General features: G+C 58.8%; 19 protein-coding genes. 1 reads left to right on the forward strand and 18 read right to left on the reverse strand.

Annotated elements, in window-relative coordinates:
• The first annotated feature begins 138 nt into the window (after positions 1-138).
• Complete coding sequence (locus tag FFV09_RS22600; protein WP_141449945.1) at positions 139-456, forward strand: helix-turn-helix domain-containing protein; 318 nt, start codon at positions 139-141, stop codon at positions 454-456.
• Positions 457-490: 34 nt separating this feature from the next.
• On the opposite strand, the gene FFV09_RS22605 is transcribed toward FFV09_RS22600, so the two are convergent.
• The 18 genes from FFV09_RS22605 to FFV09_RS22690 form a co-directional block, all read right to left on the reverse strand.
• Positions 491-1,474 (reverse strand): hypothetical protein, encoded by a 984-nt coding sequence (locus FFV09_RS22605; RefSeq protein WP_141449946.1) that lies wholly within the window; start codon positions 1,472-1,474, stop codon positions 491-493.
• Positions 1,461-2,012: a hypothetical protein gene (locus tag FFV09_RS22610; protein WP_141449947.1), complete on the reverse strand. Its 552-nt coding sequence runs from the start codon at positions 2,010-2,012 to the stop codon at positions 1,461-1,463. Before FFV09_RS22610 ends, FFV09_RS22605 begins: the two co-directional genes overlap by 14 nt.
• Positions 2,009-2,395, reverse strand: coding sequence for a hypothetical protein (locus FFV09_RS22615; protein WP_141449948.1), 387 nt, complete (start codon positions 2,393-2,395; stop codon positions 2,009-2,011). The genes FFV09_RS22610 and FFV09_RS22615 overlap by 4 nt, the downstream gene beginning before the upstream one ends.
• 60 nt (positions 2,396-2,455) lie before the next feature.
• Positions 2,456-2,920, reverse strand: a complete 465-nt coding sequence (locus tag FFV09_RS22620; RefSeq protein WP_141449949.1) for an ABC transporter permease — start codon at positions 2,918-2,920, stop codon at positions 2,456-2,458.
• Positions 2,921-2,958: 38 nt separating this feature from the next.
• Positions 2,959-5,037, reverse strand: a complete 2,079-nt coding sequence (locus tag FFV09_RS22625; protein WP_141449950.1) for a hypothetical protein — start codon at positions 5,035-5,037, stop codon at positions 2,959-2,961.
• Entirely contained in the window at positions 5,034-6,926 is a 1,893-nt protein-coding gene (locus tag FFV09_RS22630) for a Flp pilus assembly complex ATPase component TadA (RefSeq protein ID WP_141449951.1), read from the reverse strand. The genes FFV09_RS22625 and FFV09_RS22630 overlap by 4 nt, the downstream gene beginning before the upstream one ends.
• 3 nt (positions 6,927-6,929) lie before the next feature.
• Positions 6,930-7,775: a hypothetical protein gene (locus FFV09_RS22635; protein ID WP_141449952.1), complete on the reverse strand. Its 846-nt coding sequence runs from the start codon at positions 7,773-7,775 to the stop codon at positions 6,930-6,932.
• Position 7,776: 1 nt separating this feature from the next.
• Positions 7,777-8,448 carry a hypothetical protein gene (locus FFV09_RS22640; RefSeq protein ID WP_141449953.1) on the reverse strand — a complete coding sequence of 224 codons (672 nt, stop codon included), beginning with the start codon at positions 8,446-8,448 and terminating at the stop codon, positions 7,777-7,779.
• The gene (locus FFV09_RS22645; protein WP_141449954.1) at positions 8,445-9,356 is read right to left on the reverse strand and encodes an SAF domain-containing protein; all 912 of its coding nucleotides are present in this window, start codon (positions 9,354-9,356) and stop codon (positions 8,445-8,447) included. The genes FFV09_RS22640 and FFV09_RS22645 overlap by 4 nt, the downstream gene beginning before the upstream one ends.
• 18 nt (positions 9,357-9,374) lie before the next feature.
• Positions 9,375-10,826, reverse strand: coding sequence for a serine/threonine protein kinase (locus FFV09_RS22650; RefSeq protein WP_170315117.1), 1,452 nt, complete (start codon positions 10,824-10,826; stop codon positions 9,375-9,377).
• Between the two features lie 152 nt (positions 10,827-10,978).
• Positions 10,979-12,055, reverse strand: coding sequence for an SAM-dependent methyltransferase (locus FFV09_RS22655; RefSeq protein ID WP_425472242.1), 1,077 nt, complete (start codon positions 12,053-12,055; stop codon positions 10,979-10,981).
• A gap of 104 nt (positions 12,056-12,159) precedes the next feature.
• A complete protein-coding gene (locus FFV09_RS22660) occupies positions 12,160-12,468 on the reverse strand; it encodes a thioredoxin family protein (protein ID WP_160441645.1) in 309 nt (102 codons plus the stop codon).
• The gene (locus tag FFV09_RS22665) at positions 12,465-12,833 is read right to left on the reverse strand and encodes a cyclic-phosphate processing receiver domain-containing protein (protein ID WP_141449956.1); all 369 of its coding nucleotides are present in this window, start codon (positions 12,831-12,833) and stop codon (positions 12,465-12,467) included. Before FFV09_RS22665 ends, FFV09_RS22660 begins: the two co-directional genes overlap by 4 nt.
• Before the next feature lie 33 nt (positions 12,834-12,866).
• On the reverse strand, positions 12,867-13,697 hold the full coding sequence (locus FFV09_RS22670) for an Fpg/Nei family DNA glycosylase (protein ID WP_141449957.1): 831 nt from the start codon (positions 13,695-13,697) through the stop codon (positions 12,867-12,869).
• 22 nt (positions 13,698-13,719) lie between these two features.
• The gene (locus FFV09_RS22675) at positions 13,720-14,535 is read right to left on the reverse strand and encodes an HAD-IIA family hydrolase (RefSeq protein ID WP_141449958.1); all 816 of its coding nucleotides are present in this window, start codon (positions 14,533-14,535) and stop codon (positions 13,720-13,722) included.
• A 6-nt stretch (positions 14,536-14,541) separates the two neighbouring features.
• Positions 14,542-15,483 (reverse strand): ribonuclease Z, encoded by a 942-nt coding sequence (gene rnz / locus FFV09_RS22680; protein ID WP_141449959.1) that lies wholly within the window; start codon positions 15,481-15,483, stop codon positions 14,542-14,544.
• A gap of 160 nt (positions 15,484-15,643) precedes the next feature.
• Positions 15,644-16,453: an HAD family hydrolase gene (locus FFV09_RS22685; RefSeq protein ID WP_141449960.1), complete on the reverse strand. Its 810-nt coding sequence runs from the start codon at positions 16,451-16,453 to the stop codon at positions 15,644-15,646.
• A gap of 63 nt (positions 16,454-16,516) precedes the next feature.
• Entirely contained in the window at positions 16,517-17,047 is a 531-nt protein-coding gene (locus FFV09_RS22690) for a hypothetical protein (protein ID WP_141449961.1), read from the reverse strand.

The following is a 17,047-nucleotide window of genomic DNA, read 5'->3' on the forward strand; positions in this document are numbered from 1 at the left end:
GTTTTTGGAAAAAGAATCCGTAGACCTGCCGCGTGCATTCGGTATATATTAGGTTTACTATACGGGCGGCATGCCCACTGACGAAGCTCAATTCTGTTTGTGCGTTCAATTATTTTCGGTTAGGGAAAGGCGGACTTTATGGATATCGGAAGCAAACTGCGCTATTTGCGCAAAGCACGTCATCTCTCCTCGGTCGAACTCGCTCAACGTGCGAACGTCTCTCAATCCTCGATCAGCGATATCGAATGCAATCGTCGCTCTCCCCGGCTCAATACGTTAAGCAGCCTCAGCCGCGCGCTGGGCATCCCTTTGTCGGAGCTGCTCCCGGTCGACGATCTGCTTGAACATCCTCTAAAAGAAGAAGAACGGCAGCTGCTCGATCTGTTCGGCCGCATGAACGAATCGCAGCAGCAGAATTTGTTGGAGCTGCTCCAAAGTTTTTCCGCAAAATCATGAAAGCCGTTTCTTGCGGTTTTGCTTCTGCCGGAACTCAAGGTTTCGGTCGCCGGATCGGAAAATAACCGGACTGCGCCGCTTCCCGCTCGCTGCCGAACGTCTCCTCGTTCGGGGCCGGAAGCTCGGCACGGTCGCGCGAATAATAACGGATGCCGCTGATCGGATCGGCCGCTCCGTACACCTGCTTGGTTCGGACCAGCCTTCCTCCGCCGAACGCGTAATGGTTGTACGCCTGATCGCCGACCGGAATCCCCTGCAAAAAAGCCGCGATTCCGATATCGTCGATACCGTTGTCCCATTCTTCGCGCGAAATTTGCGGAAGCGTGAACAGATAATCCACTCCGTAGCGCGCCGCATATCGATTATGCCGGTGAATGGCATGCGCCAGGTCGTTTTGGATCCCGTTCAGGATCGTCCGCCGGCGCACGCTCTCGAACGTATCCGCATCCTTCAATAGAGGAACATTCGTCTCTGAAGCGATCTCTTCCCGCATTCCCTGCACCCAGACCTGCCGGCTTCGATCATGGATCTTCACGAAGCGGTCCAGCGTAAACTGAATGACAGAACCGCCGGCATCCGAGTAGGCGTACGGTTTTTTGGGCGACCATACCGCCCGGAGCTGCGTTTGTCCGCCGGAATCGACGAATGACTCTGTCGCATAGATGAAGTAACCGTCGTAATCGATGACCGCGATCGCGGGCACGTAAGCGGCGAGCGCGCCGAGCGCAGCGGGATCGTCTCCCGTGCCCATATTCAGCGCCAGCGAACGATAGAACGTCTCGACCGCGCGTTCTTTGTCCGTTCCGAGAAATTTCCGCGAACCGTAACCCGGCTGATCGCCTTGCGCCGTCGTATCGTTCAGTACGTAACCGGCATCCTGCACGGCCGTTCGAAGCATGGCGTCGTAGCGGCTGCTCAGCCGCAGGGCGGTATGCTGATCGTCCAGATGTATAGAAGCGATCCGAAACACCGGGAAAAAGATCAAGACGAACAGCAACGCGAAATTAACGATCTTCATTGAGAACCATTCCTTCGTAATTGAGCGCTACCGTGGCGTTTTCGTCCGTATTGTCGTTCATCAGGAAATCCCACAGCTGCACGGCCGCGGTACGGTTGACGTTCTCAAGCTTGATCCCGATATAATCGCCCACCTGCATGTCGTAACGCCGGGCGGGGTCGTCCGCGCTGGAGATGGGGTTCGGGAACAATACCGCCAAAATCTGTTCGTTGTAAAATCCGTCGTAAAAAGCAGTGAACCGATTCTTGAACGTCGAAGGATCGGCCGGGTCCCCGTATTCCGGAACATACCTTTTGCGCAGATGCTCCAGCCGCACCTCGTACGGATTGCCGGTTGCGGCCAGCTGCGCGTTAAACGTCTCGTACATCTGCGGCGTAATATACCCTTTGGTGCGGGCGCTGTCGACAAAACGGGTCACCGCCGCCTGAACGACAAGGTTTGCGATTTTGTCCTGGCTGCGCGCCTGTTCGTACAGCGGATACATAAACAACAGCAAGAGGCTCAGCAAAGCCGCGAAAATGCCGGTTATGTAGTTCATGTCCCGCTCCGGAACACCATTTTGTTTAACGTACCGTCTGCGCTTCTCTCATAGAACGCCCGGTAAGCGAGCTTAACGTTCAGGATCGCCGGATCGACGTTGTCTTCATTCGAACCGGATCGATACAGCTTCCCGTTTACCTCGATATCGGCTCCGTCTTCTGCGAGGCCGCGAATCATGAGCAGGATCTGTGCGCCGGAATAACGTTCTTCGTAATCAAGGCCGAGTTCCGTTTTGATTTTGCCGTCCTGGTCGGTGTTCAGTTCGTAGGCCAGCCGCGTTCCGGCGTCGATCGACCTTGCGACATCCGCCGCATACGTACAGGCGCCGATGAACAAAGCAAACATGGCGGCCAGCGTCATAAAACTTTTTGTATTCCCCATATCGGTCTCCTCGCCCCTCGCCGCCTTCCGCCCCATACGGAAGACGGTAAAGATTCGGCTTTATTTCGCCTGCGTAAATACGATGCCGCGTACCATATTGTTGGCATCGCGCACGATCGAAGATTTGAATTTGCCCGACGGATTGATGAAGTTGTTGTCCGCTTCGTTCAACGCCGGGCTGAGCGCCTTGTTCTTGGTCTCGCCGGTAATGACGCCCGTCGTCTGGTTGAACTGGCTGCCGTAGTACGTGGCGCCGCCTTTGCCGGTCAGGACGTACACGCCGAACTGCTCGTCGTTGTTGTACTGCCGTACGGCGTTCATGACCTGGCTGCCGGACAGCGTCGTATTCTCGTAAATATTGAAGCGGGTCTGCGACAGCTGTGTCTGGATCGTCGAAAACTGGGTTTGTCCTTCTTTGGCCGCGTCCTGCGAAGAGATGAAGATCACGACGACCGTCGTAATCAAAGCCAGTGTCAGAAAAATGCCGGCGGCCAATTTCAAACCCGAAGTTGCGTTGCTTCCCATAGATAACAGTCTCCTTTATACGATACATGGATTTGGATTTAGATTTGGCCCAGTCGGGCAATCAGGTCTTTCATCTGCATAAACGACACGTACAGAAACGGAACGATAATATAGGCGCCGAGCATGAACATGACGGGAGCGAAGCCGATATCCCGGCCCCAACTCGCTTTGTTTTCGATCAGCCGGTCCATCGTTTCTTTTTTTTGTTCGCGGTAATACTCCTGTTCCATTTCCAAATCGTCGAACGCTTCCTGGATCGACAAATGCTCCAGCGAATTTTCCAACCGTTCGATCAACCGGATAAAAGCAGGAAACGGCGCTTCGTGCTTCAGTTCAGCCAGCGCGGCGGCAGCGCCTCCGTCAAAATCGAGCAGGCAGCGCTGAAGCGCCGGCTTGAAGATCACCGCAAACCGTTCCAGCCACTCCAGCAGAATCTGCACGCTCATCCGGTCGAATTGGCTTAGAATCGAGATCAGCATTCGGAACTGGTCGACTTCGCTCTGCATATCCATACCGCGCACCCGGCGCTGGAAACGCAAAATGCCTACGGGAACGAACGATGCGGCCGCTCCGGCTGCGACAGCAAGCAGCAGCTCCCACGCTTTCAAATATTCGTCGTTCATCCGATCCAACTTCCGGGCGATGCGGACCGCCGCTTCATTCTGCTCCGCTTCGCCAAGTACCGCCCCGGCCGTATCCCGTACGCGTCTGCGCAGCGCTTCCTCCACGTCGCCCCGCATCCCTCGAAATTCATCCATGATTTTCCGGTCGAATGCTGTTCGCCGTTCGGCTTCCGCGCGTTCCGCTCCGTCGACCCGCCCGATCATGAGGCCGCCTTTTGGATACGTCGGCGCTTCCCGCACGCGCTGGATCATGCTGCCGTGGACGGACACGAACATCAGCGCCGACAGCAGGCCGACCGACAAGCCGAGCAGCAGCCGCCTGAGCGTCAGCCATTCAAGCAGAAGCGGCGAATTCGACTCTTTGAGCAGCCGGGAAAGATCGCTATGCGCTTTCGTATGCTTTTGCGGCACGAAACGATCAACGACGCAGCGAACGATCCGGTATTCGTACAATTTCTTTTCCCAGCGGATACCTCCGGGCTTGGGCACATACCGCGACTCTTCCGTTTCCGCCAGTTTGCGAATAAGTACGTACGCCGCTACCGCTATCGCGTACAGCAGCAGTTTGGACGCCATGCCGATCCGTCCTTCGTAAAACTCGCCCATGAGCGGAAAATAATGCTCGGCCCAGCGTTCCAGCGGAAACGACAGCAGGATCGGCGCCAGCGCGATCAGGGTCAGGCTGTTCAGCTGATAACTGAGCCGGCTGCGGCGCAGCAGGTCGAAGTTGATGTCCTGCACGAATTTGCCGATCGCGTTCAGGTACAGGGAACCTTTCGCCGTCGCTTTGTCTCCGTATTCCATAATCATGCAGGCGACACCCGTGAATGCTTTCAAATACCGATTGGGCGCCACTTCGTAATACGCCGACAGGCTGCGCTCCGGGTCTTTGGCTGTCAGCACACTGTGCATCTGTTCGCCATGCAGTCTCATGTTGTGTCCGGCAAGCTGCGCGGCTTCGTAGATCGCTTCGTCTGCCATCCGGCTGGCCTGAAACTGGTGCCGGTTGTCTTCCAGAAAATCGCGAAAATGTTGGAGCAGCCGATTCTCCGCCCGATGCACGAACACGTCGATCAGCATGCCGTTCAGGACGAGGCAGCCGATCGCCCCAAGCAGCGTGACGGAGAAGCTGCGTCCGAGCAGCGTCAAAGCAAGCAGCAGTCCGATACTAATCAGCAGGACGGCATACGTGATCTTCATCGTTTCTTTGCGCAGCGTCATTTCGTCATACGGCCCCATGATTGCCAAGCGCTGGCGAATCCGCCGGAGCTGTCCGCCAAGCAGCGGGAACTTCGCGGAGCGCACATATGATCGTTGATAGAAGCGATTGAACGCCGGATTGCCGGGTCCCGCTTGAGCCTTTCGATTCATCCAGCTGCCGCGCGGCTCCTTGCTGCCCGAAGCTTTTTGGCTTCGTCGCTTCAGGATCAACACCAGCACGAGCGGCACAAGATACAGAATCAACGCCAGAATGATCCACCACTTCAGGCTCATGCCGGCTCACTTCCCCAGTACCGATCCAGAAACGCATGAAAAGCGGCGGCGTCTTCCCGTGACATATTGCCGGCCATCAGCTGCACTTTTCCCGGAGTCGGGCGCTGCACGGGTACGTAAGCGCCGTCCCGAAACGCGATGATGTCGCGGACTTCGAACGTGCGCCCGGTCATCCGCCGGTAATAACTCAGCTGCGCCTGCGCCAACACGTTCAACGCCTCCGCTTCGTTCGTGCCGGCGGCAAGCTTTCGGCCGAGCTCCGCGAACGATTCTTCGTCCGGATCGAGCGCGACGCATTCGGTCACGCGCTCGATATGACGGGTGCCGTCGCGTTCTTTTTCCAAATGCACGTCGAACGCGATCACGCTGGCCACCTGTTCCTCGGCGATCCGCTCGTTCTGGAACGTGCCTGTCTTGAGCAGCGAATTGCGCAGCGACCAGATCAGGTCTTTTGTCGTTTTGGCATGATGGCTGAATACCGTGAACTTGCTAGCCACCTGGGACATCTGCACGGCCCACGCCGCCACGGGGTCGGTCGCCACTTCGCCGAGAATATTGACCGCGCCGTCCGTTTTCTTCTGCAGATCCAGCCCCTCCTGCCCGCTGATATGGTCCGTTTCGCGGAAAGCCAGCGTGTTACGCTCGGGATATAATCTGCGCAGATGCAGCTCGAACGCCAATTCCTGTATCCGCAAATTGAACGTGCCGTAGATGCTTTTGACCATCGCCATCAGCAGCGTCGTTTTGCCCGAACCTTGTTCCCCCGTCACGGCCGTCACCTGCGCACCTTTCATCAAGTAGTCGAGCATCCGGATCGGCAGATCGGAATGGTTGCCTTCCTCAGCGCCGAGCAGGCGCTCCAGGCTGAGATTCGGCAGATCGAATTTGCGGACGAAAAACGCCCAACTCTCGGAAAAGGGAGGCCGGACCACGACGACCCGCGAACCGTCCCGCATCTCGTTGATCCGATAAGCTTTCGCTTCCGACAGCTGTCCGGGACTGCCGAATTTGTAAATGTTCTGGCAGACCCGCTTGAGCTCAAGCAGGCTGCCGAAGCCGAGAAAAGCCAGCCGGATCGATTTGCCGCGATAGAAAATCCATACGCTGTCGCAGCCTTTGGGCGTCTCGCCGCGCATGGCACGCAGCAGCTCGACTTCGTCTTCCGTCTCGCGCATGTCCGGCAGCAGGCCGGATACGCCGCCCGATACGCCGTCGATCGTCTGGTCGCGCAGTTCGTCGATCGGCCCAAACCCTTTGTACTGCTGGTAGACGCGCTGCACGACAAGCTGCAGTTTGTCTTCAAAAGACAGGCGGGGCGCTTCGGCGCCGTAAATGGCTCTTATTTCTTCACCCGTAATAATATACGATTCGGTCGCCGCGTTCTCGATGACGAACTTCGGATCGGCAAGGCCGTGCTTGTCGATGAGCACGGTCAGAGCTTGCATTCCGTGTTCCCGCTTGTACGCATGCAGCAAAATATCGAACTTGTCCGTATCGGTCAGCAGGCGTTCGTCGCCGAACGGCAGGATGCGGTCGATCGTCGCTTCGCTCACGGCGCCGCCCCGCAGCAGCAGATCGGAGATAAACGATTTGACATACGTCTTGTCGGGCAGGCTGCCGGCATTGCACGTCTTGAGCGAACTTTTGAGTTCGGCTACGACGTTTCTCCGGCGTTCGAATTCTTCCGCCGACAGACCCAAATCGAGTAGGTTCGCATTGGCGAATTCGTTGATCGCCGCTGCCGCGTACCGCTGGAGGTCGTCGATCGTCAGCAGCTCGTCTTCCGCTTCTTCGCCTGCGGCAGCCGCATTTCTGCGCAGCGCAAGCAAGAGCCCGAGCGCAAGCCCGCCGACAATCGCCGCGATCAGCATCGAATTGATTCCGTCCATGTTCTACGAAACTCCCTTCGCGGCATCGACATGCTTCAATCTCGTATTGATGCCGATCTCTTCGAGCAGCTTCTGCGCCGTGCGGCGCGCTTCGGCGATAAAGCGGTAATTGCCGTGCTTGCGATCGAGCGTCCGGCTTCTGGCAATAAATCCTTTGATATCCCCGTCGTTGACCGCATCGCGGAAATCGGAATTGTAAGGCAGCGTCAGCGCCGAGTCCCGGTGTCCGTATTTGCGCAAAATGCTGGAAGCTTTGTATTTGGAATCCGGGTCGTAACCGGAGAACAGCAGCAGCTGCTTTTTGCCATGCAGCTGCTCCGGCCAACCGCTGCGATCGAAATACCGTTCCAGCATGCCGATATTTTGATTGAGGCAGACGACGACCAGATCCGCGTCTTCCAGCACCTGAGCGGCCGCTGGACTGTCGGCTCCCGAACGGACATCGAGCAGGATGCAGTCGTAATACGCGCGGGCGTTGGCATAGATATTTCCGATCAATCCGCCGGCATTTTCGAACTGCAGCCGGTTCATCCGTTCGGAACCGCTGAGTAGATCGAGGCGATGGCGTTCGATCATTAGAGCATTGTTTTTGACCGTTTCGCGTTCGAGCTTCCCGCTGCGGGCCAACCTGACCAGCGCGTCGAGTCCCGTGCCCGCTTCCGCCGCCTGGTCGCGGCCGTAGACGTTGATCGAGCGGGCAAAGGCCCGCTCCAGCGTATTCTCTTCGCCCTGCGGCTGCGAGACGAGCGTCCGAATGCCGTATTCGCTTCCGATCAGCGCAGCGAGCGCGCCTACGGAAGCGGTCACCCCCGTTCCGTGCCCGATTCCCCAAAATGCGATTTGTCCCATTTTATTTGCTCCTCTCGGCTCTGTTCCAGAGCTTGCGCATTTCCCTTCGATCCAGCCCAAGCAATACGGCGGCTATGCCCTGCACCGCTTTTCTCATCGCCGGAGACAGCCCTTTGAGTCTCAATCGGCCGGCATATTGATTGCCGATCTTGAGCGCCAGATCCCGTTCATCGGGATAATAGACGAAAGATTCTTTCCAATCGATCGGGAACGTTTCGAACTGTTCGGCGATATACGCTTCTCCCGGTTCGCTCGCTTCCTCGATTCGCACGGCGCGAAAAGCGCACAGCTCGGCGAGCGGCCGCCGTAAGAAATAGCCGTTCAGGAGCCGGACGCAGCGCCGAACCGACGCGTGTTCGCAGCCGCCGACCAGAAAACGGTAGGCCGTGTCCGGAAATGCCGGCAGCCGCCGCGGATCGTCCGTATCGTACAAGACGACGTCGTAGCCTTCTTCGAACCCGGACTTGGCGCCTTCGGCCGGAATCCAGACGTCGAATCCGTCATATTCCCGCGGTTCGCCCGGAACGTCCAATGCGGGAAAAGAAAACTCGTAGCGCTGCCCCGCCGTATAATCGACGATCAGTACTTCGCGTCCCGCTTCCGCCAACATTTTCGCCACGTAAAACAGCAGATCCGTTTTATCGCGGTCTCCGATAAAAACAGCGGTACTCAATGCGCTTCCCCCTCGGCGGCAGCGGCGTCTTCCCTATCCGGGAGCAGCGCGTTATCCTGCGTGCCGGGATTGACGACATCCAGATTGGCTTTGCTGTTCAAATATTTCTGGATCTCTTCCGGCGTCAGCAGATCCAGTCCGTTCTCCAGCTTCTCGCGCCGGCGCCGCTCCAGTTCCGTGACGGCCCGCTGCACGATGTTCGGATCACTCCCGATCAGGTCGAGCACGCTCGCGTTCGACGGATAAGTCACGACCGCTTCCGCCTGCAAGCCGGGTTCGACGTAAGTCAGCGCATAGATCGAAGCATCGTTCAGGTACGCGTCGACAATGGCCGAAGACATCGTCAAAATTTCCCGTTCGCTCATGCGAATCCATACGGTGCCCGCAGACAGGTCTTCCGCCCGCTTTTTCGACAATACGATAAAATCTTCGCCGGTCGGGAATTTGACGCGCACGTCGACGAATTCGCCAGCCGCCAGCCGGGTCGGCAGTTCGATCAACCGAAACTCCTGATTCCGCACGTCGCTGGGCATAACCGCTCCTTCGTACAGCATCGATTCGCTGACCGGCGTATTGCGGGCCAGCGCCACTTTGGCGAACCGGCCGACCGCTTCCGTTTTGGTCGGAAGGTTGTCGGGCACCGTCGCTTCGACGACTTCGATCTGCGCCAGATCTGCTTCGCCAATCTTTTCTCCGGCGCGGATATCCCGTGTCAGCGCAAAAACGGGGACGCGCCGCGCATCCATGTCCGCAATCTGGCGTTCGTAGTCTCCGCGCTCCGCTTCGTAACGGTTCTCGATGGAACGGATGTACGGCAGACCGGCCGCCGTGCAGATCAGCAGGGCGGCGGCAGCCCCCGCTCCGGCGGCCAGCAGACGCTGCCGCTGTCGAAATCTCATTCTTGACATGATTATGCTCCCTTCGTTTTACCGAAATCCCAACTTCAGCCGCGAACGTCGTTCCCTCTTGGCATACAGCGTGCCCAGAATCGGCTCGAACGCTGCCCGGCATTGTCCCCCGAACGGATCGGGCAGCAGAGGCAGCGCATATACGTGCTTGCTGCCGAGCCGGCCGCGCAGTTCCCGAATGTCTTCGCTCGCCGCGAACGGCAGCACATATCTCCACTTCGGCCGCGCTCTCAAGCTCTCGCGGCGAACGAAAGCGTCCCACTCGCCGCTTCTCCATTCGCGGCCCGAACCGACGACTACCGGAACGTCGGCCCGCTGAAACTCTTCGAAATCCCCGGCGTCCCCGCACAGTCCCAGATCGAGCACCACATGCCGGTATCCCCGGCCGAACACGTCGGCCAACCGTTCCCGGCCCGCATCCGGCCAATAATCCACGCCTCCTACGCTGAACGTCGGCCGGTCTCTGAGCGGCTCTCCTTCCCATTCCAGCGCGATCTGTGCGAAACTTCCCGCCCGCCGGTCCAATTCGACGATTGCGGTACGCCCGCCTTCGCGGGCCAGCGTATGCGCCGCGGCAATCGCGGTATGCGTCACGCCGCAGCCGCGGAACAAACCGAGCACCGCGACGGTCGACGTTCCGATCCCGCCCGCTCCGGCTTGCGCCAATTCGCTTGAAGCACCGACCGGCCGAACAAGCCGCTTGATCTCCGCGATCGAGGCGTAGCGGTCTTCCGCGCGGTAACTGAGCATTTTGCGAATCGCCGCTGCAAGCGGCGGCGGCAGATCCGGACGCAGCGCCCGCTGCGCTTCCGGCGTCCATGCGCTGAACTGCCCGCCCGTGCACAGATGCAGCAGCAGCGCACCCAGCGCGTATTGGTCGCTGGACGGTTCGCTGCGTCCTTCGTACTGCTCGGGAGCAGCGAAGCCGATCGTGCCGAGTTTGACCGTATCGTCAAGCCGCCCCGGACCCGTGCTGCGCGCAATGCCGAAATCGATCAGCCGAACGGCTCCGTCTGCGCCGATCATCACGTTGCCGGGCTTCAGGTCGCGGAACACGATCGGCGGGCTCTGCCCGTGCAAATAGTCCAGCACGTCGCAGATCCGCAGCGTCAGTTCCAGCACGAACGCAAGATCGGGACGGCCGCCGCAGCGCGCCGCGTATTCCCCGAGGTTCATGCCTTCGATGTATTCCATCACGAGAAACACTCTTCCGGACGCGTCAGGCGACAAAAAATCGACGACCTGCGGCAAACTCGGATGGCGCAGCCGGGTCAGCATGCGCGCCTCGTTCCCGATCCGTTCGTAATCCTCCGTAGCGGCCAACGTTTCCTTGACGGCCCAGCGCTTGCCCGGAAGCTTCGCATCGGAAGACAGATACACCCTCCCCATGCCGCCGCTTCCGAGCACGCGTTCCACCCGGTATCGTTCGCCGATGACCGTTCCCCGCTCCAATTCAGCCGGCTTCGGCATCTTATCCCTCCTTTTTTGGACAAAAAAAGAAAGCATCCCTCGTGGCCGGGGTCCGAAGACCGAGTCCATGAGGGATGCTTTCCCTGTTTTGCCGCTGCTATGATTTTGAAGTCATTATAAACCGGCTGCTTGCCGACTGTAAAGACCTATTTTTAATACTTGATCATGTACAGCGTAATTTCCTCGCGATTGTGGAACAGCTGCTTGGAGCGCTGAACCTGCAGGCGGGAACCTTCAAGCGACGCGATCACTTCCTTGATCAGCGCCATCGGCTTTTTGTGCATCAGCTTGATAGTGATGATCGCCGTCCCGCCGGGCGCAAGCGCGTGCAGCAGACCCGTCACCAACTGAACCATCAGTTTGGGACTCCAGCTCATATCGCACACGAGCAGGTCGAACTCGTTGTCGCGGAATTTGATCTCGCTCGCATTTTTGCGGATATAGGTCAAATTCGGCATTTTCAACAGCGAAGGATGCAGCTTGGCCGGATCGACCGCCGTCACTTTCAGCCCGCGTTCGAGCAGCAGCGATGTCCATCCGCCCGGCGCCGCGCCGATATCGACCGCGCTGCGGTAAGCCGACAGATCAAGACCGAATTCCCGCTCCGCTTCCAGCAGTTTGAACTTGGCGCGCGACAGCTGTCCTTCTTCCCGGCGAAACCGAACGGCTCCGCCGCTCCAGTCCGACAAGTTGTCTTCCGGACGCGAAATGCCCGCATAGACGCCGGACGGCGTGACGTAGACCGAGACGATCCAGTCGGCGCCTGCCGAGACGAATTCCGCTTCCGACCCGCGCAGCAGCTCTTCCAGCCATTCTTTGAGCTGCGGCGCGCTGTCGCCTCCGGCGCCTTCGCTTTTGCGTACCTGCAGCGCCGCTTTGATGCCCGCCGCAAGCAGGCCGCTGCCCAACACGAACCCGGCGGCCGCCGACAGCAGTTCGCCGACGTTGTCGCCTTCGCGTTCGAATTGAACAGGTTGGACGTGACGCAGGAAAATCGGACGGCTGTCCGTCATTTTCCGTACCGCTTCTTCCGCGCCGGTATTCAATTTGACCAGCAGCACTTCGCGGTCGCTCAGCACGCTGCTTTTGACCGATCCGAACAGACGGCGCAGCTCTTCCTGCGCGTAAGCGGCGAAATCCCGGTTGGCGGTGCAAATAAACGTGCTTTCTTCCGGCAGCGCGTCCGCCGCTTCGATCGGTTCTACGTGTTCTTGTTCATGCTCGCTCAAAATACGTTACCCTCCACAGGACTCCGGCATCGAAAAAAACATCTTCCCGGTGCCGCGTCCTTTCTTGTTCGTTCTTGTCATTTGATGCGAATTCCGCCTGGCCCCTACCCGATAAAATCGAGCAGATACGGCACCGACTGCATCGCATAGGCCGTTCTCGGCTCGCCGCGTGTCCCCGGTTCGAAGACGCTCAGCGAAGGCGTGCTGCGCACGCGGTACTTTTGTATGAATTCGGGCGCAAAGTTCAGGTCCAGCGCATAGATGTCGATCTCGGGATTCATCTGTTCGACCACTTCGAGCATCCGCCGCGCCACGCGGCACGTTCCGCAAAAAGGAGTATGCCCGAAAACGATAATCCGGCGTTCCCCCGCTTCGATCCAGCCAAGCAGTTCGCGTTCTGTCGACTCTCTCACGACTGCGATTGCTCCGCCGCGGCGCGTCTGCGGACGTCTTCCGGCATGGAATCGCGATGCAAGATGACATGTTCCGGCTTGCCCGCGTACAGAATTTCGTACATGCTGCGGCGGCCGTATTCGCTGGACGTATGCAGGTAGATCTCTTTGGGGAACGTGCCGTTGGCGACGATTCGGGCCGCAACTTCGCTTCCGCTCGGCTCGTCGGGTCCCATCTCGTGATCGAGCGACAAAATGCCGACTTCGCAGTCCCGCAGCAGCGTCAGGCATTCTTCGCCGGTGCGGGCCAGCGCGAACCCTTCCGGGCACGGACGCCAATCGTCCATGTACAGATGGATTTTCGGTTTGTTTTCCGTATTCGTCATGTTAGGACTCCTTCCGCGCTCTCGCGCTTTCGATCAGGAGAATACCGGCGTCTGTTCGTGCTGGCACTGCGGGCAGTAATACGCTTTTTTGCCCGCTACGTCCATTTTTTGCACCGGTGCTCCGTCTTCCGTACACGGTTGTCCTTCGCGCTCGAACACCCGGCACTGCGAGAGATACCCGCCGGTTACCGCGTCGTCCGCGTTCAGTGGAACAGTAATGCAGCCTCCGCCGTCGATCGCGGCCTTGAGCACTTCTTCCAGCGCTTCGTACAGACGGGCCGCACTTTCGCCGTTCAGCTCCTGCGTTTTGACCGAAGGCAGCAGGCCCGCGGCAAAAGCGATCTCGTCCGCGTAGCGCGGACCGATTCCCGCGACCAGCTTCTGGCCGGTCAGGATGCTGCGCAGCGCGCCCCGGCGCTTCTTGAGCTGGGACACGAAGTACTCCGGCGTCGCTTGACGGGAAAACGGATCGGGACCGAGCGTCTTGAGCACTTCGTCCAGACCGCGTACGGTCATCAGACGCAGCACGCTGCCTTTGCCCGCGATGTACAGCGTCCGTTCCCCGAAGCCGATCTCGGCCTGGGAGACGAACGGCGGCTGCTCGTCTTGTTCCCCGCAGTAAAGCGCTCCGTCTTTGGCCAGAGCGATCAGCAGGCGATGCCCGTTATCGAGATGGAAAATAAGAAACGTTCCGCGGCGCTCCAAAAAGAGCAGGCTTCTGGCCTCCAGCGCGGCGGCAAATTCTTCCGGCTCGACATCGGTACTGTGCGCATGGTTCAGTTTCACTCGTTGAATCGGCAGGTCGAGAATCCATTGACCCAATTGTCTGCGGTAATGTTCGATTTCCGGCAGTTCCGGCATCATGCATCGTTCCTTTCCGTGTCGCTTAGTATCCGCTTAATATCCAGTCTTGGATTTCACGTAAATTGTGTCTGATCAGATCCGGCTTGGCGTCGGCCAGAACCTGATGACGTTCGAGATTATGCGGCGTCGTGACGCCTTCTTCGGTCAGCAGCAGCAGCGAGCGGCAGCCCGACTGCGCGCCGGCTTTGATATCGGTCATCATGTTGTCGCCGATCACCGTCACGTCTGCGGCTTCGACGCCGAGGAGATCGAACGCGAAATTCATCAGGATCGGCGAAGGCTTGCCGATGACCGTAGGCTTGACGCCCGTCATCGCTTCGAGCGATGCGCCGAGCGTGCCCGCTCCCGGCATCAAGCCGTTTTCCGAAGGCAGCAGCAGGTCGGGATTCGTCAGCACGAATTCCGATCCGCCGAGAATCCAGCGGCCTGCCTGCGCAAGCTTTCCGTAGGAAAACTCGCGGTCGATGCCTTGAATGACGTAATCGGGACGTCCTTGCCTCGGATCGCCCGCGAATTCAGAGAGGCCGGCCGCGGCTGCCGCGCCGCGAAGCCCCGCTTCGCCGAATATCGCGACCGAAGCGCCGGGCTTGCGCTGCGCGATATAGGCCGCGGCCGCCATCGAAGACGTGCAGACCTGCTCACGCTTCGCGGGAATGCCCATGTTGTTCAAGCGTTGGGCGACCGTATCCTGGGACGCGGACGAATTGTTGGTCAGAAAAAGAAACGGGATGCCGCGTTCGTTCAGCGCCGCGATCAGTTCGTCCGCTCCCGGAACGCGGCGTTCGCCGTGATACAGCGTCCCGTCCAGGTCGATCAAAAAAGCGTTGGGGCTTGGCATCGGTCTTCAGTCCTTTTCTCGGTCTTGCGCAGGGCGAACCGGATAGGTCTCGTGTTCCATCGCCAACTGCGTGTTGGGAAAAACGGCTCTCGCTTCGTCCAGCAGAGGCTGGAGCTGCTCAGGATCTTTGTAGCGCGAGCTGAAATGCGTCAGAATCAATTCGCCCACGCCCGCCTTCTTCGCCGCTTCCGCGGCCTGAACGGCGGTGCTGTGGTAATATTTCTGCGCCAAATCGGCAAATTCGTCGGTAAACGTCGCTTCGTGCACCAACAGGTCCGCTCCCGCCGCGAGCGGATCGATGCCCGGCGCCGGACGCGTATCGCCCAGAATCGTAACGATGCGGCCGCGCTTGGGCGGACCGAGCACCTGGTCGGGCGTAATCGTGCGTCCGTCCACCGTAATACTCTCTCCATTCTTAAGCTTACCGTATTCCGGCCCCGGACGCACGCCCCATTCCCGCAAAAGCTCCATGTTCAGGCTGCCCGGGCGATCTTTTTCCGTCATGCGGTAGCCATAGCTCTCGATCCGGTGTTCCAGCGCCGCCGCTTCAACCTTGATCTGCTCGTCTTCGAAAATCAAGCCGCCGGCATGCTCCACGATGTCCAGCCCGAACGTCACCCGGCTCTGCGTCGCGCCAAGCGTCACTTCGAGAAACTGCTTCAGCCCTTGAGGGCCGTATACGGTCAGCGGAGGCGAACCTTCCTGCGAGGAGCGGCTGGACAGCAGCCCCGGCAGGCCGAATACATGGTCGCCGTGCATATGCGTAATAAATATTTTTTCCAAACGGCTCAGCTTGAGCGGCGAATGCAAAATCTGGTGCTGGGTCGCTTCGCCGCAGTCGAACAGCCAGGACGAACGCCGTTCCTCCAGCATGCGGAGCGCGACGGAAGTGACGTTTCGCTGCGTGGTGGGCAGTCCCGCATTGGTCCCGAGAAAATAAAGTTCCACAGCCGCACTCCTCCTTTCTGCTTCCATATTCTAAATGATCATTACATACCCGAATACCGATCGGGGTAATCGTGACCGCCGGGCGGCGTCAGACTTGCAAACAGGCGAAAAAAAGCCCGCCCGCCGCAGCGGGCGGACGGAACACCGTATCGCCGATTTCTCAGGAAACGCGGATTCCGGCCAGCTGAGGCAGGTCGCGCAGGGATTCGATCTGATGCACAGGCACGATGCCGGAATGGGGCGGACGACCTCCGCGATTGATCCAGACCGACGGAATGCCCGTGTCCAGCGCTCCGCGGATATCCGTGCTCTGCTTGTCGCCGACCATCAGCGCTTCTTCCGGCTCCACGCCGAGCAGGCTCAGCGCATGGCGGAAAATCGCCGGATCGGGTTTGCCTTTGCCGAACGTACCGGAAATGACGATATGGTCGAAGTAAGGCACGAGCTGCGGAACGCCGTCGAGCTTCTCCTGCTGCAGCGACGGACAGCCGTTCGTCAGCAGCAGCAGCTTGACTTCGCCTTTGAGCGCGTCGAGCACTTCGTACGTTTCTTCATAGACGTGGGGACGGCTGCGGCGTTCGGCCGCGAACCTGTCGGACAACTCGAGCGCAAGCGCTTCGTCTTCGATGCCCAGATCCGCCAGCCCGAGGCGCCAAGCTTCTTTGCGGTACGCCGGAGCGATCTCCTGCAGCTTGCGGAATTCCGGCTGTTCGCCTTTGTCAAAATTCGCCCAGAGTCCTTCGAACGGATTGATGCCGATCATCTGGGTAAAAGGGTAGGTGTCGTAGCCGGCGTACAGTTCGCGTGCACGTCCGCGCACCGCTTCTTCGAACGCCTGCGCGTCGATTCCCGTGCGGCGAGCCGCTTCTTCGGCCACGGCCGCAAAAGATTCCCGAATGCTGCGCTCGTCCCAAAGCAGCGTATCGTCCAGATCGAAAATTACCGCTTTAACCTCATTGTTCACCGTCATGTGTCGTCCCCTCACTCTTCCTGTATGGTCTACTTCCCGGCAAAGCCCGATTCAACGGCTCGCTTACTTCTTCTCGACCGGAATCTGGTGCTGCTCGGCGAATTCCGTCACGCGCGCAGCAATCTCGTCCGTTTTGAACATTTTAAGGAAGCGCGAGAAAATCCAGTTGGCGCCTTTGCCTTTGGTTTCTACCGTGACGTAGCCTTTTTCGATCCGGAACTTGGCGATATCGCCGGCCATGATCGTGCGCTCGCGGTTGAAGCGAATCGTGCTCATCCGGTCTTTGCCGATACGCAGGAAAGGCCGGCGCAGGAACATGATGACCGCCAAGATGAGATACATTACGATGATGAACCAGTACGACGAGCCCGACGCTTCTTCGACGCCCGACATTTGGGCCGAAATCGTAATGGCCGTCAGGAAAAGGGCGATGACCAGCAGGAACACCGGGAACATATAGTTCCGGCCTTTGAACGTATCGAACGACTGGCTTGAAGTGCCCGACCCGCCGATTCGTTCCTGACCCGATTTTTGCCTGTACGTATTCGTTTTTTGCTGATTTTTGCGAACCTGTCTCTCCCACGAACGGGACAT

It is taken from the genome of Saccharibacillus brassicae, from assembly GCF_006542275.1.
Classification (GTDB): domain Bacteria; phylum Bacillota; class Bacilli; order Paenibacillales; family Paenibacillaceae; genus Saccharibacillus; species Saccharibacillus brassicae.